Origin of the sequence: Streptomyces sp. NPDC059853 (genome assembly GCF_042731495.1) — a bacterium.
Lineage (GTDB): Bacteria > Actinomycetota > Actinomycetes > Streptomycetales > Streptomycetaceae > Streptomyces.
Window position 1 is genome coordinate 1 of the sequence record NZ_JBHWJL010000064.1, and the last position, 21722, is coordinate 21722.

Sequence of the window (21722 nt, forward strand, 5' to 3'; positions counted from 1 at the left end):
AGCGGTTGAGTTTGGTGGAGACCTGGACGGTGAGGCGGGCGCGGGCGAGGGCGGCCAGATGTCGTCCCACCAGCGGAGGGTGACGAGGTCGCCGAACCACATGTGGGCCATTTCGTGGGCGATGACGACGCCGCGGAGCTGGCGCTGGGTGTCGGTGACGGCGGAGCGGTAGATGTATTCGTCGCGGAGGGTGACGAGTCCGGGGTTCTCCATGGCGCCGGCGTTGAATTCGGGGACGAAGGCCTGGTCGTAGGAGTCGAAGGGGTAGGGCTCGTCGAGGATTTCGGCGTAGCGGTCGAAGACGGCGCGGGTGATGGCGAGGATTTCGTCGGCGTCGCGGTCGAGGTGGGGGGCGAGTGAGCGGCGTACGTGGATGCCGAAGGGGAGTCCGGCGTGTTCGGTGCGTACGGAGTGGTAGGGGCCGGCGGCGACGGCCATGAGGTAGGTGCTGATGGGTGGGGTGGTGGCGCAGCGCCAGCGGCCGGGGGCGCCGGCGACGGGGGTGGCGATGCCGTTGCCGAGGACGGTCCAGTCCTCGGGGGCGGTGACGGTGACGTCGAAGGTGGCTTTGAGGTCGGGCTGGTCGAAGGCGGCGTAGACGAGGGGGCTGTCGGTCATGCAGCACATGCTGTAGAGGTAGGTGAGCCCGTCGGCGGGGTCGGTGAAGCGGTGCATGCCTTCGCCGGTGTGGGAGTAGGGCATGTCGGCGAGGACGGTGAGTTCGTGGTCGCCGGGGGTGAGGCCGGTGAGGGGGAGGCGGCCGTCGACGAGGGTGCCGGGGTCGAGGTCGTGTCCGTCGAGGGTGGCGCGGTGGAGGGTGTGGGGCCGGATTTCGATGAAGGTGTCGGTGCCGGGCCCAGGGCCGCTGTCGGTGCCGGTGCCGGTGCCGGTGTCGGGGGCGTCCGGGCGGGTGGCGAAGCGCACGGTGGTGGTGGAGGCGAAGGTGTCCTCGCCTCGGGTGAGGTCGAGGTCGATGGTGTAGCTGTGGACCTGGAGCAGTCCGGCCCGGGCCCGGGCTTCGTCACGCGTCAGTGTGGCCATGGTGGTCATGGTGCCAAAGGGGACGGGGCCGGACGGCTCGGCGGTGTGGGTCAGACGGGTTCCCAGGTGCATCCGTTGGTTTCGAAGTATTCGCCTGCGTTGACGGTGACGCGGCCGGGTCCTTCGAAGTAGTCGTTGGCGATGATGGAGTCGAATTCTCCGGAGGCGTCGCTGTTGCGGGCCCAGTAGCAGCCGCCCGTCAGGCTGTCGGTGCCGCCTTCGGTGCGGTATTCGCCCGGTTCGATGTCCTCGCCGACGAGGTAGGTGCCGGAGCCGAAGGAGACCTTTTCCGGTTCGGGTTCGGGTTCCGGTTCCGGTTCCGGCTCGGGTTCCGGTTCGGGCTCGGGTTCCGGCTCGGGCTCGGGTTCGGGGGACTCCGCGTCCGTCTCCGGTGCGTCCTCGGGGTCCGCCTCGGGTGCGGCGGCGGGCGGCTGGGAGTGCTGGGCGGCGGCGGGTTCGTTGTCCTCCCCTTCGCTGCCGGCGCCGATGCCGACGCCGATGAGCAGGCAGACGATGCCGACGGCGGTGTGGGTGAGGATGGTTTTGCGCTGTCCCTTGTTCTTGGTGCCCGGCGGCGGGTACGGCCCGAGTACGGTCGGTGGGGGCGCCGGCTGTGGAGGGAGCGGGGGCTGTAGGGAGTGGCTGGGCGGCTGCGGCGGTTGGGTCATGGTCCACCCCATGGGTCATCGGAATACGCGGTCACATCAGGGTTGTGGGGGTGGACCGATCCTGTGCGAAAAGTGTCGCGGCGCGCAGGCGTTCGGATCTGATGTGATCATTCCGTGATGGGGATGTGCGATTTCCGGTCGGTCGGGCCCGGCTGAGGCACGGTCCTTCGTGGACGGCGTCCACGGAGGACCCGGAGTGCGCCGGGCCGGGCATGCCGCCCGGAGCCCCTGCACCGGCTCACTGCCGTCGCCGACCGGGCACGCGCGTTCATCCTGTCCGGGGCGAACGGGCGTGGGTGCCGTGAGTGACGGGCGCCTCGGCGAGCGCGTGGCGCTCGTCGTCCGGGCGGCGTGACGGGACTGTGGGCACGCGGCTCGGCCGGGCGGGGCGCCGGAGCCGCGTGCTAGCGTCCGCCGGCTCCGTCGCCGGTCACAGTCTCGCTCGCGATCGTCTCGTGGTGCCGGATGACCTCGGCGATGATGAAGTTCAGCAGTTTCTCGGCGAAGGCCGGGTCCAGGTGCGCGCTCTCGGCCAGCTGGCGCAGCCGGGTGATCTGCCGCGCCTCCCGGGCGGGGTCGGCGGGGGGCAGCTGGTGCTGCGCTTTGAGGCGGCCGACCTGCTGGGTGCACTTGAAGCGTTCGGCCAGCATGTGGACGACGGCGGCGTCGATGTTGTCGATGCTTTCCCTCAGCCGTGTCAGCTCGCCGCGCACCTCGTCGTCGATATCACTCATGAGACCAGCCTATGCGGCTTATGCTGCCGTGATGATCGCTACGCTGCAGTCCCTGGTCATCGACTGTCCGAGCCCACCCGCCCTGGCGGGCTTCTACCAGGCCATCCTCGGCTGGGAGCTGGACGACTCCCAGGCCCCGTGGGTGACGCTCTCGGATCCGGCCTCCGGGCAGCGCATCGCCTTCCAGTACGCGCCGGACCACCAGCCGCCGCGCTGGCCGGATCCGGAGCACCCGCAGCAGATGCACCTGGACTTCGACGTGCCCGGGCGGGAGGACGTGGACCGGGCGCGTCCGCGGGTGGAGGCGCTGGGGGCGCGGTTCCGGCACGACAGTGGTGGTGCGGAGCGGGGGTTCGTCGTGTATGAGGACCCGGCGGGGCACCCGTTCTGTCTCTGTTACGGGCAGTTCTGACGGCACGTTGGCCCCGGGCGCGCGTTCCGGGCCCGTATTCCGGGCCCGTGTTCCGGGCCGTCGCCGGGGTCGCGACTCGCCTCGCCCCGGCCCGACCATCCGGGCGAACCGGTCATCGCGGGCACCTGGTGGGTACCGAACGGGTAGGCTTCGCGGTGTCGGTGGCCGCTCCGGCAGGCGGTGCGAGGGCCGGGCGACGACGGAACGTACGGCGAGATCCTGGAGGCCCGGGGCATGAGCGAGCGGGCCGGGGGCAGCGCCGCCGTGGTCGTCCCGGACGGCGGCCGGTGAAACAGGACCGGCGGCGCGGGACGGGGTGGGTGTGCGCGGCCGCCGCTCCCCCGGGTCCGGCCGTGCCGTGGCTCTCGGGAGGAACGTGGTGAGCGGGGCGGGGTTTCCGCATCTGGCGGCGGTGCGGTCGGCGATCACGGCGTTGTACCGGGGGCTGACGCCGCAGACGGTGCGGGGGTTCGCCACCAGTGTGCTGCCGGTGGATGTGGCGTTCGACGACGCCGAGGATCTGCGGGCCGGTGTCGAGCGGGTGGCGCTGGTGATGGTGCGGCATCTGGGGCTGCCGGAGGCGCCGGTGCGGGTCCGGTTCACGGAGATGCCCGAGGCGGCGTGGGTGGAGCGGGACGGTGGGGCGGGCGGGTACACCGTCGATCTGCACCGCCGTTTCGACGGGCAGCGGCGGGACATCGGGGCGGTGCTGGCGCACGAGGTGATGCATGTGTATCTGCACCGTGCGGGTCTGGCGCTGCCGGTGACCGCCGAGGACGAGATCCTCACCGATACGGCCGCCGCGTATCTGGGGGCGGGCTGGCTGCTGCTGGACGCGTTCCGTGAGGACGCGCTGGGTTCGCAGCGCCTCGGTTATCTGACGCCGCAGGAGTACGGGTATGTGCTGGCGCGGCGGGCGGCGGTGTTCGGGGAGGATCCGCGGATCTGGTTCACGAGCCCGCAGGCGTACGAGGCGTACGAGGCGGGCCGCCGGCTCGCGGAGCGTGACGCGGTACGGCCGCCGCTGGCCGGCGGGCCGTGGGCGATGCGGCAGCGGTACGCGGCGGAGCGGGCGCTGGCGGTGCGCGGGCGGGCCGTTCCGGAGGCGGTGGGGGGCGGCGGTGCCGGTTACTCCTTCGAACGGGGCGGGCCGGGGGGTGCGTTGAAGGTGGTGTTCGGCTGCCCGGTGTGCGGGCAGCGGCTGCGGCTGCCGGTGGCGGGGCGGAGCCGGGCGCGGTGCGGGCTGTGCCGTGCGGTCCTGGAGTGCGACACCTGATCGTGGCGGCGCGGTGCCGGGCGGCAGGCCGGGGTCAGCCTTTGAGGGCGCCGGCCGCGAGTCCGCCGGCGAGGCGGCGCTGCACGAGGACGAAGAAGATCAGGACGGGCACGGTGATGAGGGTGGAGCCGGCCATGACGGCGCCCCAGTCGGTGCTGTACTGGCCGAAGAAGCGGTGCAGTCCGACGGCGGCGGTGTACTTGCTGTCGTTCTGCATGAAGGTGAACGCGAAGATGAACTCGTTCCAGGCGACGATGAAGGCGAAGATGCTGGTGGCGACCAGTCCGGGGGCGACCAGCGGCAGCAGCACCGAGCGGAACATCCGCCACCAGCCGCAGCCGTCGAGGTAGGCGGCCTCCTCGATCTCCCGGGGGACGGCGGCGACGAAGCCGCGCAGGGTCCAGATGCCGAAGGGCAGGGAGAACGCCAGGTAGACGATGGTGAGGCCGAGCAGGCTGTTGAGCATGCCGAGGTCGCTCATCTGGAGGAAGAGCGGGATGACCAGGGCTTCCAGCGGCACCATCTGCACGATGAGGATCATGAGGAGCACTTTGGTGCGCATCCGGAACCGGAAGCGGGCCACGGCCACGGCGGCGAAGAGGGAGAGCAGTCCGGCGAGCAGGACCGTGCTGGCGCCGACGAGCGCGGAGTTGGCGAGGAAGGTGGTGAAGTCGCCGGTGTCCAGGACGTACCGGAAGTGGTCGAGGGTGAATCCGGAGGGCAGGACGGCGGCGCCGCGGGTGCCGGCGCCGGGGTCGAAGGCGGAGCTGATCATCCAGTAGACGGGGAAGAGGGAGAAGGCGAGCAGTGCGGTGACGGCGGCGGCGAGACCGAGGCGGCGTCCGGTCACAGGTCGTCCCTCTCCTTGAACAGGGCCCGGATGTAGAGCGCGGTGATGGCGAGCAGCAGGGCGGTGAGCAGGACGGCGATGGCCGAGCCCATGCCGTACTGGTTCTTGACGAAGGACTGGTGGTAGGACCAGACGCCGAGGTTGAAGATGTCGGGGTTGGAGCCCGAGCCGCCCGGCATCAGGTAGATCTGGGCGAAGACCTTGAAGTCCCAGATGGTGGACAGGATGGTGACGACCGTGAAGACGGGTCTGATGGTCGGCACGGTGATCTTCCAGAACCGCTGCCAGGCGTTCGCGCCGTCCATGAGGGCGGCTTCGGGGAGTTCCCTGGGGATGGTGAGCAGTCCGGCGAACACGGTGATGGCGACGAACGGGAAGCCGTGGTGGACGACGTTGAGGGTGGCGATGGCGTAGAAGGACCAGCGGTCGGTGAACCAGTTGGTTTCGCGGGGTTCGATGAGTCCGAGGGCGTCGAGGCCGCCGCTGACGATGCCGCCCAGTGGGTCGAAGATCCAGATCCAGACGTAGGTGCCGGTGACGGCGGGCATGGCCCAGGCGGTCATGACGACGGTGGAGCAGATGATCCGCCAGGTGCGGCCGAGGCGTTGCAGCAGCAGGGCGACGAGGGTGCCGGTGATGACGGTGAGGGCCACGCAGACGGCGGCGAAGACGACGGTGTTGGGGAGCACCGTGGTCCACAGGGCGCGGTCGGTGAGCAGGGTGGTGTAGTTGTCGAGGCCGGTCCAGTGGGTTTCGCCGGTGTAGATCTGCCGCAGGCCGTAGTCCTGGAAGGAGAGCAGGACGACGCGGAGCAGGGGCCACAGGAGGAGGACGGCCAGGACGGTGAGGGCGGGGGCCAGCAGCAGCCAGGGGCGCAGGGCGCGGGCCCGGTGGGCGCGGCGGCGGGCGGCGTCGGGTGCGGGGTGTTCGGGGCGCGTGTCCTGTTCGGGCCGGGGCCGGGCGGGGTGGGTGGCGCGGTCAGTGGCCAAAGGTCTCGTCCATGGCTGCCGCGGCGGTGTCGGCCGCTTCCTGGACGGTGGCGGAGCCGGCGAGGATGGACTGGAGCATGCGCGGGATGATCTGGGCGCCCTGGACCTGGCCGTACAGTTCGGTGACCGGGACGCTGTGGCCGGCTTCCATCATCTGGGTGGCGAACGGGGCGACGAGGGGGCCGGCTTCGGCCGCGACCTCTTCGAGCAGGGACTGCTGGCCGGGGAAGAACCCTGACTGGTCGGCCCATTGGGCGCCGTACTCGCCGGTCGTCATCAGCTGGATGAGTTCCCAGGCGAGTTCGGGCTGGTCGCTGTTGAAGTCGCCGAGCAGGGAGCCGCCGACGAAGGAGGGGCTGTACGTGCCGGGCTGCTGTCCGGGGATGGGGACGACGCCGAGCCGGTCGGCCCAGGAGGGGTCGTCGGCGAGGAGGGTGTTGACGGTCCAGTTGCCGTTGATGACCATGGCGGCTTCGCCGTTCTGGAAGCTCTGGAGCTGGTCGGCCTCGGTCCAGGTCTCGGCGGCGGCGACGGACAGGCCGTGTTCGGTGGCGAGGGAGGTGAGGAACTCGATCCCGGCGACGGCCTCGGGGGCGTTGATGGTGGAGGTCCAGCGGCCGGTGTCGTCGGCCTGGGCGATCTGGCCGCCGCCGCCCCAGATGAAGGCGTCCACCGCGTATTCGGTGCCGCCGATCACCGGGAAGGGGATCATGTCGGGTTCGTGTTCCTTGAGCTGGAGCGCGACGTCGAGGAGTTCGTCCCAGGAGGTGGGGGGCCGGAGGCCGTGTTCGGCGAAGAGGTCGGCGCGGTACATGAGGGAGCGGGTGCCGGCGTGCCAGGGCATGCCGTAGGTGGCGCCGTCGACGGTGCCGGCCTCGTGCAGGGCGGGGACGAGGTCGTCGGCGAGGCCGGCGGCCTCGATGTCGCCGGAGAGGTCGCGCAGGGCGCCGACCGCGCCGAATTCCAGGGCCCAGGTGGTGCCGATCTCGGCGACGTCGGGGAGTTCGCGGCCGGCCATGGCGGTGGTGATCCGGTCGTGGGCGTCGGCCCACTGGATGAACTGGACGTTGAGGGAGGCGCCGGTCTTCTCCTTGAAGACGGCTTCCAGTTCGTCGAAGTAGGGTCCGGCGTCGGGGTTGGTGCCTTCCATGATCCAGACGTCGAGCGTCGGGCCGGAGCCGGAGCCGGAGCCGTCGCCGGACGAGGAGGACGCGTCGCTGCCGCAGGCGGCCGTGAGCAGGCCGAGGGACAGCACTGCCGCGCCGGCGAGCAGGCGGCGGCCGGGGGCGTGCGGCATGGTAAGTCCCTTCCGGGGAGGGGGAGGTGGGCCAGCCGTGACTGGGCGTTGATTGTGACAGCGGGGTGTTCGTCCGATCCAGGCCCGTACATCACGGAACGGCACCGTTTGTGGCCTGGACCTCTGGAGGTCGGACCGGAACCGGGGTCAGGTACGGACCGTCTCACCGGGCATGGGGCGGATGAGGCGGCGCGTACGGGTACTGCGGGCGGTCGGTACCGGGGTGGTGGTGGGGGTGTCGGTTTCGGTGCTCGGGCTGGCAGGGCTGTGGCTGGCGGAGCGCCAGTACCGGGACGGCCTCGACATCGTTCATCCGGTCGGCACGGTCGAACCTCCCGGGTTCACGGTGCCCCCGGAGGTTCCCCGCGCCGCTTTCGAGCAGCGGGCGGACGTGATCGAGGCGCGGCTGCCGGAGGCGGCGGTCCCGTACGAGGGGGACGGTGGCACCGCGTTGCTGCCGGTGGACGAGGTGTTCGCGTTCGCCCCCGACCCGTCCATGCTGTACCTCGGTTTCCGGGACGGCGGCTGCGGGGACCGGTCCGGGCCCTGGCTGCGGGAGACGGATCAGCTGGTGATCGTGGGTGCCTGGTCCCTGCCCGGCGCGGTCCCCGGAGCGGTCGGCGGAGCCTGCGCGGCGGAGGAGGCCGTGGGGGTCGCGGTGCTGAGGGCTCCGCTGGGCGACCGGCCGGTGATCGACGCGGCGACCGGCCGTGAGCTGCACGTCGGGCCGCCGGCGTAGGATCGGCGCCGCACCTCCCCCGGACATGCCTCGGCGCCTGCCCTCGCTCGGTCGGGGAGAGGCAGGCGCCGCGGCCACTTTCCGTACGTCGTTGTACGGAAGCGGGTGGGGCCCGGGGCCGGCGGTGTGCCGGTGGCGGGCCGGTGGGTTGAGGCCGTCAGACCGTCAGAGCGCGGTCGGTCGGCCGGATCGGGTAGGGCAGGGCGCTGGGCGCGCCGGTCAGGTAGCGGTCCACGCCGCGAGCGGCGGCGCGGCCCTCGGCGATGGCCCACACGATGAGCGACTGGCCGCGGCCGGCGTCGCCGGCGACGAACACGCCGTCGACGTTGGTGGCGTAGTCCGCGTCGCGGGCGATGTTGCCGCGCGCGTCGAGTTCGACGCCGAACTGCCGTACCAGGCCGTTCTCCTGGTCGGTGCCGGTGAAGCCCATGGCCAGGGTGACCAGCTGGGCCGGGATCTTGCGTTCGGTGCCCGGCTTGGGGGTGAGCTTGCCGTCGATGAACTCGACCTCGACGAGGTGCAGCCACTGCACGTTGCCGTCCTCGTCGCCCTCGAAGTGGGTGGTGGAGACGGAGTAGACGCGTTCGCCGCCCTCCTCGTGCGCGGAGGTGACCTTGTAGGTCATGGGGAACGTGGGCCACGGCTGGTGGGCGGGGCGGGTGTCGCTGGGCCGGGGCATGATCTCCAGCTGGGTGACGGACGCGGCGCCCTGGCGGTGGGCGGTGCCCACGCAGTCGGCGCCGGTGTCGCCGCCGCCGATGACGACCACGTGCTTGCCCTCGGCCGTGATGGGCGCGGTGATGTAGTCGCCTTCCTGCACCTTGTTGGACAGGGGCAGGTACTCCATCGCCTGGTGGACGCCGTTCAGTTCGCGCCCGGGGACGGGCAGGTCGCGGGCGGTGGTGGCGCCTGCGGCGATGACGACGGCGTCGTAGCGCTTGCGCAGCTTGGCGGCGTCGATGTCGCGGCCGATCTCGACCCCGGTGCGGAACTTGGTGCCCTCGGCGCGCATCTGCTCGATGCGCCGGTTGATGTGCCGCTTCTCCATCTTGAACTCGGGGATGCCGTAGCGCAGCAGGCCGCCGATGCGGTCGGCGCGCTCGTACACGGCGACGGTGTGGCCGGCCCGGGTGAGCTGCTGGGCGGCGGCGAGTCCGGCCGGTCCCGAGCCGATGACTGCGACGGTCTTGCCGGAGTGGCGCTGCGGCGGCTGCGGGGTGACGTCCCCGGCCTCCCACGCCTTGTCGATGATGGTGACTTCGACGTTCTTGATGGTGACGGCGGGCTGGTTGATGCCGAGGACGCACGCCGACTCGCACGGCGCGGGGCACAGCCGGCCGGTGAACTCGGGGAAGTTGTTGGTGGCGTGGAGCCGTTCGCTGGCGGCGGTCCAGTCCTCACGGTAGGCGTAGTCGTTCCACTCGGGGATGAGGTTCCCGAGGGGACAGCCGTTGTGGCAGAACGGGATGCCGCAGTCCATGCACCGCGACGCCTGCTTGCTGATGATGGGCAGCAGCGAGCCGGGGACGTAGACCTCGTTCCAGTCCTTGACGCGTTCGGCGGGCGGCCGGGTGGTGGCGGTCTCGCGGCCGGTGGTGAGAAAGCCCTTCGGGTCAGCCATGGGTCGCCGCCTCCATCATCTTCTCGTGGGTCTCGGACTCGCTGAGTCCGGCGCGCTCGGCGGCGTCCTTGGCGGCGAGCACGGCCTTGTACGTGGTGGGCATGATCTTGCTGAAGCGGGTCACGGCGGTGTCCCAGTCCTTGAGCAGGGTGCCGGCGACCGTGGATCCGGTCTCCTCGGCGTGTCGGCGCACCACGTCGTGCAGCCATGCGCGGTCGGCGTCGTCGAGTTCTTCGACGTTGACGAAGCCGGGGTTGACGTTGTGTTCGTCGAGGTCGATGACGTAGGCGACGCCGCCGGACATGCCGGCCGCGAAGTTGCGTCCGGTCTCGCCGAGGACGACGGCGTGGCCGCCGGTCATGTACTCGCAGCCGTGGTCGCCGACGCCTTCGGCGACGACCGTGGCGCCGGAGTTGCGGACGCAGAAGCGTTCGCCGACCCGGCCGCGCAGGAAGAGTTCGCCGCCGGTGGCGCCGTAGGCGAGGGTGTTGCCGGCGATGGTGGAGTACTCGGGCAGGTGGTCGGCGGCGCGGTCGGGCCGGACGACGATCCGTCCGCCGGACAGGCCCTTGCCGACGTAGTCGTTGGCGTCGCCTTCCAGGCGCAGGGTGATGCCGCGCGGGACGAAGGCGCCGAAGGACTGGCCGGCGGAGCCGGTGAAGGTGATGTCGATGGTGTCCTGGGGCAGTCCGGCGCCGCCGAACTTCTTGGTCACCTCGTGGCCGAGCATGGTGCCGACGGTGCGGTTGATGTTGCGGATGGCGACCTGGGCGCGGACCGGCCGGGCGTCCTGGGCGGTGGGCGCGGTCAGGGCGTCGGCGGCGAGGCGGATCAGCTCGTTGTCCAGGGCCTTCTCCAGGCCGTGGTCCTGGGAGATGACCTGGCGGCGCGGTGCGCCGGCCGGCAGGTCGGGGATGTGCAGCAGCGGGGCGAGGTCGAGTCCTGCGGCCTTCCAGTGGTCGACGGCGCGGCTGACGTCGAGGAGTTCGGCGTGTCCGACGGCTTCCTCGACGCTGCGGAAGCCGAGTTCGGCGAGGAGTTCGCGTACTTCTTCGGCGATGAACTCGAAGAAGTTGACGACGAATTCGGGCTTGCCGCTGAAGCGTTCGCGCAGGACCGGGTTCTGGGTGGCGATGCCGACCGGGCAGGTGTCCAGGTGGCAGACGCGCATCATGACGCAGCCGGAGACGACGAGCGGCGCGGTGGCGAAGCCGTACTCCTCGGCGCCGAGGAGGGCGGCGATGAGGACATCGCGGCCGGTCTTCAGCTGGCCGTCGGTCTGGACGACGATGCGGTCGCGCAGTCCGTTGAGCAGCAGCGTCTGCTGGGTCTCGGCCAGTCCGAGCTCCCAGGGGCCGCCCGCGTGCTTGAGGGAGGTGAGGGGGGAGGCGCCGGTTCCGCCGTCGTGTCCGGAGATGAGCACCACGTCGGCGTGGGCCTTGGAGACGCCTGCGGCGACCGTGCCGACGCCGACCTCGGAGACCAGCTTCACGTGGATGCGGGCGGCCGGGTTGGCGTTCTTGAGGTCGTGGATGAGCTGGGCGAGGTCCTCGATGGAGTAGATGTCGTGGTGCGGGGGCGGCGAGATGAGGCCGACGCCGGGGGTGGCGTGCCGGGTCTTGGCGACCCACGGGTACACCTTGTGGCCGGGCAGCTGGCCGCCTTCGCCGGGCTTGGCGCCCTGGGCCATCTTGATCTGGATGTCGTCGGAGTGCACCAGGTATTCGCTGGTGACGCCGAAGCGTCCGGAAGCGACCTGCTTGATGGCGCTGCGCCGGGTGGGGTCGGTGAGGCGTTCGGGGTCTTCGCCGCCTTCGCCGGTGTTGGACTTGGCGCCCAGCCGGTTCATGGCGATGGCGAGGGTCTCGTGCGCTTCCCGGGAGATGGAGCCGTAGCTCATCGCGCCGGTGGAGAAGCGCTTGACGATCTCGCTGACCGGCTCGACCTCGTCCAGCGGCACGGGGGCGCGCTCGCCGTTCTTGAGGCGGAAGAGTCCGCGCAGGGTCATGAGCCGTTCGGACTGCTCGTTCACCCGGCCGGTGTACTGCTTGAAGATGTCGTAGCGGCGTTCGCGGGTGGAGTGCTGGAGCCGGAAGACGGTGTCGGGGTCGAAGAGGTGCGGTTCGCCCTCGCGGCGCCACTGGTACTCGCCGCCGATGTCCAGGTCGCGGTGGGCGGGGGCGATGCCGGAGGCGGGGTACGCCTTGGCGTGCCGGGCGGCGACCTCCTGGGCGATGACGTCGAGGCCGGCGCCGCCGATCTTGGTGGTGGTGCCGTGGAAGTAGGTGTCGACGAAGGACGCGTCGAGCCCGATGGCCTCGAAGACCTGCGCGCCGCGGTAGGAGGCGACGGTGGAGATGCCCATCTTGGACATGACCTTCAGGACGCCCTTGCCGAGCGCCTTGATGAGGTTCTTGATGGCGGTCTCGGCGTCGATGCCGGGCAGGTAGGTGCCGCGGCGGACCAGGTCCTCGACGGATTCCATCGCCAGGTAGGGGTTGACGGCGGCGGCGCCGTACCCGATGAGGAGGGCGACGTGGTGCACCTCGCGGACGTCCCCGGCCTCGATGAGCAGCCCGACCTGGGTGCGCTGCTTGGTGCGGATGAGGTGGTGGTGGACGGCGGAGGTGAGCAGCAGGGAGGGGATGGGGGCGTGCTCGGCGTCGGAGTGCCGGTCGGAGAGCACGATGAGGCGGGCGCCGTCGGCGATGGCGGCGTCGGTCTCGGCGCGGATCTCGTCGAGGCGGGCGGCGAGCGCTTCGCCGCCGCCGCCGACCCGGTAGAGGCCGGAGAGGGTGGCGGAGCCGAAGCCGGGGAGGTCGCCGTCGGCGTTGATGTGGATGAGCTTGGCCAGCTCGTCGTTGTCGATGACCGGGAACGGCAGGCTCACGGAGCGACAGGAGGCGGCGCTGGGCTCCAGCAGGTTGTGCTGGGGGCCGAGCGAGGAGTGCAGGGAGGTGACCAGTTCCTCGCGGATGGCGTCCAGCGGGGGGTTGGTGACCTGGGCGAAGAGCTGGGTGAAGTAGTCGAAGATCAGCCGCGGCCGGTCGGAGAGCGCGGCGATGGGGGTGTCGGTGCCCATGGAGCCGATGGGCTCGGCGCCGCTGCCGGCCATGGGGGCGAGCAGGATGCGCAGCTCTTCCTCGGTGTAGCCGAAGGTCTGCTGGCGGCGGGTGACGGAGGCGTGGGTGTGGACGACGTGCTCGCGCTCGGGGAGGTCGGCGAGGTCGATGAGGCCGCTGTCGAGCCACTCGGCGTAGGGGTGCTCGGCGGCGAGGGTGGCCTTGATCTCGTCGTCCTCGATGATGCGGTGCTCGGCGGTGTCGACGAGGAACATGCGGCCGGGCTGGAGGCGGCCCTTGCGCACGACGCGGGCGGGGTCGATGTCGAGGACGCCGACCTCGGAGGAGAGGACGACGAAGCCTTCGTCGGTGACCCAGTAGCGGCCGGGGCGCAGTCCGTTGCGGTCGAGGACGGCGCCGACCTGGGTGCCGTCGGTGAAGGCGACGCAGGCGGGGCCGTCCCAGGGCTCCATGAGGGTGGAGTGGAACTGGTAGAAGGCGCGCCGGGCGGGGTCCATGGAGGCGTGGTTCTCCCAGGCCTCGGGGACCATCATGAGCACGGCGTGCGGGAGGGAGCGTCCGCCGAGGTGGAGGAGTTCCAGGACCTCGTCGAAGGAAGCGGAGTCGGAGGCGTCCGGGGTGCAGACGGGGAAGATCCGCTCCAGGGCGTCGCGGTCGCCGATGCGCTCGCCGAAGAGGGGGGAGGCCAGCTGGGACTCGCGGGCGCGCATCCAGTTGCGGTTGCCGCGCACCGTGTTGATCTCGCCGTTGTGGGCGACGAACCGGTACGGGTGGGCGAGCGGCCAGCTGGGGAAGGTGTTGGTGGAGAAGCGGGAGTGGACCAGGGCGATGGCGGATGCCAGGCGACGGTCTGAAAGATCAGGAAAAAATGGCTCAAGCTGTCCGGTGGTGAGCATCCCCTTGTAGACGAGGGTGCGGGCGGACAGGGAGGCGAAGTAGACGCCGGTCTCGCGCTCGGCGCGCTTGCGCAGCACGAAGGCGAGCCGTTCCAGCTCGATGCCTGTCCGGGAGCCGTCCGCATCCTGGACGAAGAGCTGGCGGAAGGCGGGCATGGTCTCGCGGGCGGCGGCGCCGAGCAGCTGGGGGGCGACGGGGACCTCGCGCCAGCCGAGGACGGTCAGTCCTTCTTCGGCGGCGATGGCCTCGACGGCAGCGACGGCGGTGGCGTTCTCGTCGGCGCCGATCGGGAGGAAGGCGGTGCCGACGGCGTAGGAGCCGGCCTCGGGGAGACCGAAAGGAACATTTTCCCGCAGGAAAGCGTGGGGGATCTGGATGAGGATCCCCGCGCCGTCCCCGGTGTCCGGGTCGGATCCGGTGGCACCGCGGTGCTCCAGATTCCGCAGCACGGTGAGCGCCTGATCGACCAGCTCGTGGCTGGCCTCGCCCGTCAGGGTGGCGACGAAGCCGACGCCGCAGGCGTCGTGTTCGTTGCCCGGGTCGTACATCCCCTGCTTCACCGGGTGGGACGCAGAACGCATCGGCACTCCCGTCGTCTCTTGGTAGGTGCTGGTACCGAGGGACGACGTTGGCCCTGGTTGGCTCAAAATTTTCGTGCAGGTTACACGATGGCGAGGTTCCCGGGAAGTGGATACCTCTGTCCACGATGCGGACTTCGTTCTGCCGTGCTGCGGCCGGAGAATGGCGGATATGTCGCCGCTGGCGGACGTGGAAGCCTCATGCCCGCAGGAAACGAACTGAAACCCTCTGGAAACAAAGCTCACCCATGAGCGCGCCACCCAGTACCCAGCGTACGGGGTGGCGGGTATATTCCCGGGCGAACCGGTCAGCCCAGGGCGGTGCCCAGCAGCGCCCCGAGCCCGTAGGTCAGGGCCGCGGCGCCGGCGCCCAGCAGCAGCTGGCGCACCCCGCTGTACCACCAGGAACGGGCGGTCACCCGGGAGACGACCGCGCCGCACAGGAAGAGTCCGACGAGCGCCAGGACCGCGCCCGGCCAGAACGCCGTACCGCCCAGCAGATAGGGCAGCACGGGCAGCAGCGCGCCCACGGCGAAGGAGCCGAACGAGGCGAGCGCCGCCACCAGCGGCGAGGCCAGCTCGCCGGGCGCCACCCCCAGCTCCTCGCGGCTGTGGATCTCCAGCGCCTGCTCCGGATCGCGGGACAGCTGGCGGGCGACCTCCCGGGCCAGCTGCGGCTCCACCCCGCGCCGTACGTACACCTCGGTCAGCTCGGCCAGCTCCGCGTCCGGATTGCGGGCCAGCTCGCGCCGCTCCACCTCGATCTCGGCCAGCGCCAGCTCACGCTGCGAGGCGACCGAGGTGTACTCCCCGGCCGCCATCGAGAACGCCCCGGCGGCCAGCCCGGCCATACCGGCGACGACGATCGTGTGCGCGGACGCCGAGGACCCCGCCACACCGCTGATCAGCCCGAGATTGGAGACCAGCCCGTCCATGGCCCCGAAGACCGCGGGACGCAGCCAGCCGCCGCTCACATCGCGGTGCCGGTGGTGTGCCTCGGCGGACGCCGTCATGACGCGGAGGCCGCCCCCGCCTTGTCAGTGCCCTCGCCGGGCTTCCCGTCCTTCTTGGTGAGGTCGGCGCCCTTGGCCGGCTCCTCGTCCGCGCCGGCCCGCTCCCCGTCCGCTTCCGCGTCGGGTCCCGGCTTCTCGGCGGCGGACTCGCCCTCGGTGCCGGAGCCGTCCTCGGCACCCGGCTCGACGATCTCCTCCCGGCCCGGCCGGCGCTTGGCCGAGATCACCAGGTAGGCGACGGCGGCGAGGAAGACGACGACGGAGGTCCAGTTGTTCAGCCGCAGGCCCAGCACCTCGTGGGCCTCGTCGATCCGCAGGTACTCGGTCCAGAACCGGCCCGCGGTGTACGCGGCCACGTACAGGGCGAACGCCCGGCCGTGCCCGAGCTTGAACCGCCGGTCGGCCCAGATCACCAGCACGCCGACACCGACGCACCACAGCGACTCGTACAGGAAGGTGGGGTGGAAGGTCCCGCTGTCGATGCCGTTGTCGATCTCCAGCGCCCAGGGCAGGTCGGTCGGCTTGCCGTACAGCTCCTGGTTGAACCAGTTGCCCCAGCGGCCGATCGCCTGCGCGAACGCGATGCCGGGCGCCACGGCGTCGGCGAAGGCGGGCAGCGGGATCCCGCGCCGCCGGCAGGCGATCCAGGCACCCACCGCACCACCGGCGATGGCACCCCAGATGCCGATGCCGCCGTCCCAGATCTTGAACGCGTTGACCGGGTCGCGCCCCTCACCGAAGTACAGCTGGTAGTCGGTGATGACGTGGTACAGCCGGGCGCCGACCAGCCCGAAGGGCACCGCCCACACGGCGACGTCGGCGACGGTCCCGGGCTGTCCGCCACGGGCGACCCAGCGCTTCCCGCCGAGCCAGATGGCGACGAAGACACCGATGATGATGCACAGGGCATAGCCACGCAGGGGCAGCGGCCCGAGATGGACCTCGCTGGTGCCTGGGCTGGGGATAGAGGCAAGGATCTCCATGGTGCCCCCGACGCTACCGCGCCCGGGCTCCAGCCGGGAATCCACGGCCCGGATTCCGCGCCGGGATCACCCTCCGTGTCCACCCGGATGCGGCAGAGGTGAGCCTTCCGTTTCCCCTTGCGAAGGGGGGCCGACCACCCGCGCGGTGTGCTCCCGGGGCCCGGCCACTCGCCGCCTCACGCCCGCCCGAGCGGCTCCCAGGAGCCGCCGAGCACCGCACGCGCCCTGTCGACATCGGCCGGCCGCCCGGCGAACCGCTTGGGAATCACCAGCACACCGGAGCGCGGCGACCGTGAGGTGAGGAGAACGAAGGTCCCGCGGGTCTCCGTGAAGAAGGGAATCGCCTGCCGGGAGATCCGGGTCGTGATACCACCTTCGACGATCTGGACGGCGTCTTCCTCCAGGCTGATCGTGCACTCCTCCTTCCGCCTCGCCCGCCTCACGATCCGGACGAGTTGCATCCGCACAGCGAAGAACCCACCGAACGCCCCGCTCGCGGCGGTGACGAGGACGGAGGCTGCGGCCGCCCATCCCAGCTCGTCCTGGTCACTGGTCACCAGCGCCACAGCGGCCATCAGTCCGGCAGCCATGAGTGCGTGGAAACCCACCCGGAGGGCCGGAGCCCCACGACGCGCCCGGCGCCCCTCGATCAGTTCGGCCGTGGTCAACCGCCCCCTGAACTCCAGCGTTCCGTGATCACCACGCGGGGCCGGCTCACCGATCACGAACAACGGCTCACTCATCCATACCCTCCCTCGCCCCAGCCGCCCCGCTTCGAGTCGGCCCGACACGGCACGCCCGCCGCCGGAGCCGACACACAGAAGCCCCCCACGGGACAGGTGCGTTGTGGGAGGCAGTCTGTGATCTTCATCAGGTGTTCGCAAGCTCATCACGTCGTGACCGGCTCGCGCTTTGGGTGGCGGGGTCGTCCGGTGGGAGGTTTGTCCCCTCCGCCGAGACCGAGACGTGACCGGTTCAGGACCCGGCGGCCAGCTGGTTGACCTGGTTGCGCAGGGAGTCGGGGGTCAGCGGGACCGACGGGTCGCCGTAGATGTTCTCGCCGTTCAGCAGGATCGTCGGGGTCGCGTTGAAGTCCGAGGACATGAAGTCCGCGTTGCTGCGCTGCACCCAGTCGTCGTGGGTGCCCTCCTGGACGCAGGTGCGGAACTCCGCGTTGTCCAGGCCGTCGACCTGGCCGGCCAGGTCGATCAGCAGGTCCTTGTCCCCGAACGCGTCGTCCGCCTCGGCCGGCTGGTTCTCGAACAGCACGTCGTGGTACGCGGCGAAGGAGCCCTGGTCGTTGGCGCACTGGGCGGCGTTGGCGGCGTTCTTCGAGCCGTCGCCGCGGAGGTTGCCGTCGATGATGCTGACCAGGTGGTACTCCGCCTTCAGCGTGCCGGCGGCCGTCAGTTCGTGGATGACGTCGCGGAAGCCGTTCTCGAACTGGCCGCACGCCGGGCAGCGGAAGTCCTCGTACACCGTCAGCGTGGCCGGCGCCGTGGACTGGCCCACCGTGATGGGCTCGGCCGCCGGGCCGTCGTTGCTGCCGCCGCCGCCCGAGTTGGCCGCCAGCACGCCGACGACGGCGGCCACCGCCAGGATGCCGGTGGCCGTTCCGCCGACCTTGAGCACGCGCATCCGCTTCTCGGCGGCCTTCTCGCGCTCGCGCTCCTCCCGCATCCGATCGCGGGCCCTGCCTTTTCCGTCACGGTTCTTCTGGCTCACGCCCGGGGCAACGACTCACCGGCCGCGAGGACACGGTTCACCGGGCCAGTGCCTCCACCGCGGCCGTCGCGGCGATCGGCAAGCCACCCGGGAGATACGGGCAGCCCGGCCGGGAGGCATCCCGCCGGGGCTAGCCTTCCTTGATCTCCCAGGGCACCGTCAGCCACGGGCTCTCCGGCTCCGTGCTGAGGATCCGGTGCACCTCCAGCATCTCCCGGTACCAGTCCCCGAACGTCTCGTCGTCGAAGTGCAGACAGCGGCCCAGGATGTACCCGGCCGCGAAGTCCGGCCACGAGCGGTAGATCCGGCGCGCCGCCGCGCCCGCCCGCAGCAGGGCCGTCTCCGCCTCGTGCGTGTCGCAGTACCGGGCCCCGAGGCCGTCCCGCGCCATGAACGAGGCGCGCCCGTAGTCCCAGGCCAGGACGGACCGGACCGACGCGTCCGCCGCCAGGATGCCGTCCGCGCGGAACCGGGCCTCGTAGCGCAGGATCCGGCCGATCAGGTCCTGCGCGAGGGTGATGTCCGCGTCCAGGTCGAACTGCGGCGGCCGGCCGGTCTTGTCGACGACCTCGGCGGTCCTGGCCAGCAGCACCCGCTCGGCCGTCTCCCGCCACTGCACCGCGCCCGGCGCCGTCCCGTACTCCTCGATCAGCACATGCCGCACCCGCAGGCAGAACTCCCACGCGGGCGGTGACAGTTCACCGCGCAGCAGCCTCTCCTGCGCCTCCAGCCAGCCCTCCCGGCCGGTGATGCCCCACCAGGTCTTCAGCAGTTCGCGGGTCTCGGAGTAGCCGCCGCTCTGCCAGCCCAGCTGATTCCACAGCGTCCCGTTGTTGACCAGCAGCAGCGCCCCGCAGGCCATGCCGTGCGCCATGGCGTCGCTGCGCGGGCCGGTCCACAGCGTTTTCAGCCGCGCCTCGGGGCGGGCCCGCTTGGCGTGCCGCTTCCACTGCCGGGGCTCGGCCGGGACGAACGTCTCCACCGGGGTGCCCGGGTTCACCGCCAGCCAGTTGACCGTTCTCGGCCACGCCTTGGCCAGCGGCCCCAGGTTGCCGCGTTCGAAGACCTGCCCGCCGGTGGGCGGCGGCAGCATGCCCCGGGTGAAGACGGCCACGCACAGGCCCTCCACCTGCGGGTCGCGGAACGGCGCGAACCGGAACCCGCCGGGTACCGCGTCGACCACCTCGCGCGACATCGGAAAGAACAGATCGGTGCCCGCCAGGACGTCGAAGAACGCCGGCCAGTCGCCGTTCATCCCCGCCCGGTACAGGCCCGCCTCCACGACGGTCGGCGGCTGCCAAGGCCCTTCGGATGTGGCCCCCATACTCCCCATGGGCCAGACCTTATCGGGCCCGGCCGCCCCCGCGCGGATCAGCCCGGGGACGGCCGGCACGCCCGGTCAGTCCCGGCGCCGCACCCCGGCGGCCAGGCCCGCCGCCAGCTCCCGGACAGCGGCCAGTCCCGCCGCCTCGTCGCCCTCGTGCGCCAGCAGTTCCTTCACGAACGCGGTGCCCACGATGACCCCGTCCGCGAATGCGGCGACCTCGGCCGCCTGGCCGGCGTTGGAGACGCCGAGCCCCACGCAGACCGGCAGGTCGGTGGTGGCCCGGGTACGGCGCACCAGACCGGCCGCCTCCCGGCCCACCGACTCGCGGGTGCCGGTGACACCCATGAGGGAGGCCGCGTACACGAAGCCGCTGCCCGCCGCCGTGATGGTGGCCAGCCGGGCGTCCCGGCTGCTGGGCGCGACCACGAACACGGTGGCCAGCCCGTGCTGCTGGGCCGCCTTCCGCCACCCCTCGGACTCCTCCACCGGCAGGTCGGGCAGGATGCAGCCGGCCCCGCCCGCCGCCGCGAGTCCGGCGGCGAACCGCTCGGCGCCGTACCGGTCCACCGGGTTCCAGTACGTCATGCACAGCACCGGCGCCCCGGTGGCGGCGTGCACCTCGCGGACGGTGCGCAGGACGCCCTCGATGCGGACGCCGCCGCGCAGCGCGATGTCGTCGGCGGTCTGGATGACCGGGCCGTCCAGCACCGGGTCGCTGTGCGGGAGGCCGATCTCGATGACGTCGCAGCCGCCCTCCACCATGGCGACGGCGGCGCGGATGCCGCCGTCCACGGTGGGGAACCCGGCCGGGAGGTAGCCGATGAGGGCGGCGCGCCGCTCGTCGCGGGCGGTGGCCAGGGTGGTACTGAGCAGGTCAAGGTTGCCCGTCATGCCGGTGCTCCCTCGGTGTCGTCGTAGAGCCCGAAGTAGCGGGCGGCGGTGTCCATGTCCTTGTCGCCACGGCCGGAGAGGTTGACCAGCACCAGACCCCCGGGGCCCAGTTCGCGCCCCAGGTCGAGGGCGCCGGCCAGCGCGTGCGCGCTCTCGATGGCCGGGATGATGCCCTCGGTGCGGGAGAGCAGCCGCAGCGCCCGCATCGCCTCGTCGTCCGTGACGGGACGGTACTCGCCGCGCCCGCTGTCCTTGAGGTACGCGTGCTCGGGGCCGATGCCCGGGTAGTCGAGGCCGGCGGAGATCGAGTACGGCTCGGTGATCTGCCCCTCGTCGTCCTGGAGGACGTAGGAGCGTGAGCCGTGCAGGATGCCGGGTTCGCCGGCGGTCAGGGTGGCGGCGTGCTCGCCGGAGTCCACGCCGTGCCCGGCGGCCTCCAGGCCGACCAGCCGTACGCCGGTGTCGGGGACGAACGCGTGGAAGAGCCCGATGGCGTTGGAGCCGCCGCCCACGCAGGCGGCGACCGCGTCCGGCAGCCGGCCGGCGCGCTCCAGGATCTGCCGGCGGGCCTCGACGCCGATGACCCGGTGGAAGTCGCGCACCAGGGCGGGGAACGGGTGCGGCCCGGCGACGGTGCCGAAGAGGTAGTGGGTGCTGTCGACGTTGGCGACCCAGTCGCGGAACGCCTCGTTGATGGCGTCCTTCAGGGTGCGGCTGCCGGAGCGGACCGGGATCACCTCGGCGCCCAGGATGCGCATCCGGGCGACGTTGAGCGCCTGGCGCTCGGTGTCGACCTCGCCCATGTAGATGGTGCAGTCGAGGCCGAACAGCGCGCAGGCGGTGGCGGTGGCCACGCCGTGCTGGCCGGCGCCGGTCTCGGCGATGACCCGGGTCTTGCCCATGCGGCGGGTGAGGAGGGCCTGGCCGAGCACGTTGTTGATCTTGTGCGAGCCGGTGTGGTTGAGGTCCTCGCGCTTGAGGAAGATCCGGGCGCCCCCGGCGTGCTCGGCGAACCGGGGCACCTCGGTCAGCGGCGAGGGGCGGCCGGTGTAGTGGACCAGCAGGTCGTTGAGTTCGGCGGCGAAGGCCGGGTCGGCCTTCGCCTTCTCGTACTCGGCGGCCACCTCTTCGACGGCGGCGCGCAGCGCCTCGGGGATGAAGGTGCCGCCGAAGGCCCCGAAGTACCCCCCGGCGTCGGGGACCTCCCCTTGCGGGTCGGGGTGGAAGTACAGGTCGGACATGCGTGAGCCCTCCGGGCATGGGTCAGTACGGAAACGGTGCAGCGGTGGGGGTGGGGCGCGGGCGCGCGGGGGCGTGGCCGGGACCGTACGGGTCCTCGTGCCCGCCGGGACGGCGGTCCGCCGGGCGGCGTGGTGCGCCGCGCCGGGGCCCGGCGCCCAGGGGGAAGTCAGCCGGGAGCCGGCTCGGGGGCCGTCGCGGCGGTCATCGCGCGCGGCTCCGCGGGCCGGGGCCTGCCGCGGTCAGGCGGCGGGTACGGCCCGCCGGCCGCCGAGCGCCCTCGCCCGGCCCGGCCATCGCCTGCCGCTGATCTGCCCCGGCTCGCTGCCGATGTGGTACCGCACCCGCCGCCCCAGCAC

Annotated in this window: 18 protein-coding genes; 3 read left to right on the forward strand and 15 right to left on the reverse strand. The window is 71.6% G+C overall.

Annotated elements, in window-relative coordinates; genetic code table 11:
• The 3 genes from ACFV5N_RS09970 to ACFV5N_RS09980 all read right to left on the reverse strand — a co-directional run.
• Positions 1 to 1041: M1 family aminopeptidase (locus ACFV5N_RS09970; protein WP_385596599.1), on the reverse strand; the 1041-nt coding region annotated here is incomplete at its 3' end.
• A gap of 50 nt (positions 1042 to 1091) precedes the next feature.
• Entirely contained in the window at positions 1092 to 1709 is a 618-nt protein-coding gene (locus ACFV5N_RS09975) for a hypothetical protein (protein ID WP_385596602.1), read from the reverse strand.
• Positions 1710 to 2113: 404 nt separating this feature from the next.
• Positions 2114 to 2443, reverse strand: coding sequence for a chorismate mutase (locus ACFV5N_RS09980; protein ID WP_385596605.1), 330 nt, complete (start codon positions 2441 to 2443; stop codon positions 2114 to 2116).
• A gap of 31 nt (positions 2444 to 2474) precedes the next feature.
• Between ACFV5N_RS09980 and ACFV5N_RS09985 the strand changes: the two genes are divergently transcribed.
• Positions 2475 to 2855 (forward strand): VOC family protein, encoded by a 381-nt coding sequence (locus ACFV5N_RS09985; RefSeq protein ID WP_385596608.1) that lies wholly within the window; start codon positions 2475 to 2477, stop codon positions 2853 to 2855.
• Between the two features lie 379 nt (positions 2856 to 3234).
• Entirely contained in the window at positions 3235 to 4131 is an 897-nt protein-coding gene (locus ACFV5N_RS09990; protein WP_385596611.1) for a hypothetical protein, read from the forward strand.
• A gap of 34 nt (positions 4132 to 4165) precedes the next feature.
• On the opposite strand, the gene ACFV5N_RS09995 is transcribed toward ACFV5N_RS09990, so the two are convergent.
• Genes ACFV5N_RS09995 through ACFV5N_RS10005 form a run of 3 tightly spaced genes read right to left on the reverse strand, consistent with a single transcriptional unit; the run spans position 4166 to position 7267 of the window.
• Positions 4166 to 4981 (reverse strand): carbohydrate ABC transporter permease, encoded by an 816-nt coding sequence (locus ACFV5N_RS09995; RefSeq protein ID WP_385596613.1) that lies wholly within the window; start codon positions 4979 to 4981, stop codon positions 4166 to 4168.
• Positions 4978 to 5970: a carbohydrate ABC transporter permease gene (locus tag ACFV5N_RS10000; RefSeq protein ID WP_385596616.1), complete on the reverse strand. Its 993-nt coding sequence runs from the start codon at positions 5968 to 5970 to the stop codon at positions 4978 to 4980. Before ACFV5N_RS10000 ends, ACFV5N_RS09995 begins: the two co-directional genes overlap by 4 nt.
• Positions 5960 to 7267 carry an extracellular solute-binding protein gene (locus ACFV5N_RS10005; RefSeq protein WP_385596619.1) on the reverse strand — a complete coding sequence of 436 codons (1308 nt, stop codon included), beginning with the start codon at positions 7265 to 7267 and terminating at the stop codon, positions 5960 to 5962. The genes ACFV5N_RS10000 and ACFV5N_RS10005 overlap by 11 nt, the downstream gene beginning before the upstream one ends.
• A gap of 181 nt (positions 7268 to 7448) precedes the next feature.
• Here ACFV5N_RS10005 and ACFV5N_RS10010 point away from each other — a divergent pair, with 181 nt between their 5' ends.
• Positions 7449 to 8006 (forward strand): hypothetical protein, encoded by a 558-nt coding sequence (locus ACFV5N_RS10010; protein WP_385596621.1) that lies wholly within the window; start codon positions 7449 to 7451, stop codon positions 8004 to 8006.
• 157 nt (positions 8007 to 8163) lie between these two features.
• On the opposite strand, the gene ACFV5N_RS10015 is transcribed toward ACFV5N_RS10010, so the two are convergent.
• The 9 genes from ACFV5N_RS10015 to trpB all read right to left on the reverse strand — a co-directional run bounded on the left by ACFV5N_RS10015 (position 8164) and on the right by trpB (position 21365).
• Complete coding sequence (locus tag ACFV5N_RS10015) at positions 8164 to 9627, reverse strand: glutamate synthase subunit beta (protein WP_385596623.1); 1464 nt, start codon at positions 9625 to 9627, stop codon at positions 8164 to 8166.
• Positions 9620 to 14188, reverse strand: a complete 4569-nt coding sequence (gltB, locus tag ACFV5N_RS10020) for a glutamate synthase large subunit (RefSeq protein ID WP_385596626.1) — start codon at positions 14186 to 14188, stop codon at positions 9620 to 9622. The genes ACFV5N_RS10015 and gltB overlap by 8 nt, the downstream gene beginning before the upstream one ends.
• Positions 14189 to 14493: 305 nt before the next feature.
• Positions 14494 to 15198 carry a VIT1/CCC1 transporter family protein gene (locus ACFV5N_RS10025; protein WP_385596629.1) on the reverse strand — a complete coding sequence of 235 codons (705 nt, stop codon included), beginning with the start codon at positions 15196 to 15198 and terminating at the stop codon, positions 14494 to 14496.
• The gene (gene lgt, locus ACFV5N_RS10030; RefSeq protein ID WP_385596632.1) at positions 15195 to 16181 is read right to left on the reverse strand and encodes a prolipoprotein diacylglyceryl transferase; all 987 of its coding nucleotides are present in this window, start codon (positions 16179 to 16181) and stop codon (positions 15195 to 15197) included. Before lgt ends, ACFV5N_RS10025 begins: the two co-directional genes overlap by 4 nt.
• A gap of 176 nt (positions 16182 to 16357) precedes the next feature.
• Positions 16358 to 16771, reverse strand: coding sequence for a hypothetical protein (locus tag ACFV5N_RS10035; protein WP_385596635.1), 414 nt, complete (start codon positions 16769 to 16771; stop codon positions 16358 to 16360).
• A 385-nt stretch (positions 16772 to 17156) separates the two neighbouring features.
• Positions 17157 to 17861 carry a DsbA family protein gene (locus ACFV5N_RS10040; protein WP_385596637.1) on the reverse strand — a complete coding sequence of 235 codons (705 nt, stop codon included), beginning with the start codon at positions 17859 to 17861 and terminating at the stop codon, positions 17157 to 17159.
• 175 nt (positions 17862 to 18036) lie between these two features.
• Entirely contained in the window at positions 18037 to 19230 is a 1194-nt protein-coding gene (locus tag ACFV5N_RS10045) for a DUF1266 domain-containing protein (RefSeq protein ID WP_385596640.1), read from the reverse strand.
• 75 nt (positions 19231 to 19305) lie between these two features.
• Entirely contained in the window at positions 19306 to 20124 is an 819-nt protein-coding gene (trpA, locus tag ACFV5N_RS10050; protein WP_385596642.1) for a tryptophan synthase subunit alpha, read from the reverse strand.
• Positions 20121 to 21365: a tryptophan synthase subunit beta gene (gene trpB / locus ACFV5N_RS10055; RefSeq protein ID WP_385596644.1), complete on the reverse strand. Its 1245-nt coding sequence runs from the start codon at positions 21363 to 21365 to the stop codon at positions 20121 to 20123. The genes trpA and trpB overlap by 4 nt, the downstream gene beginning before the upstream one ends.
• Between the last annotated feature and the right edge of the window lie 357 nt (positions 21366 to 21722).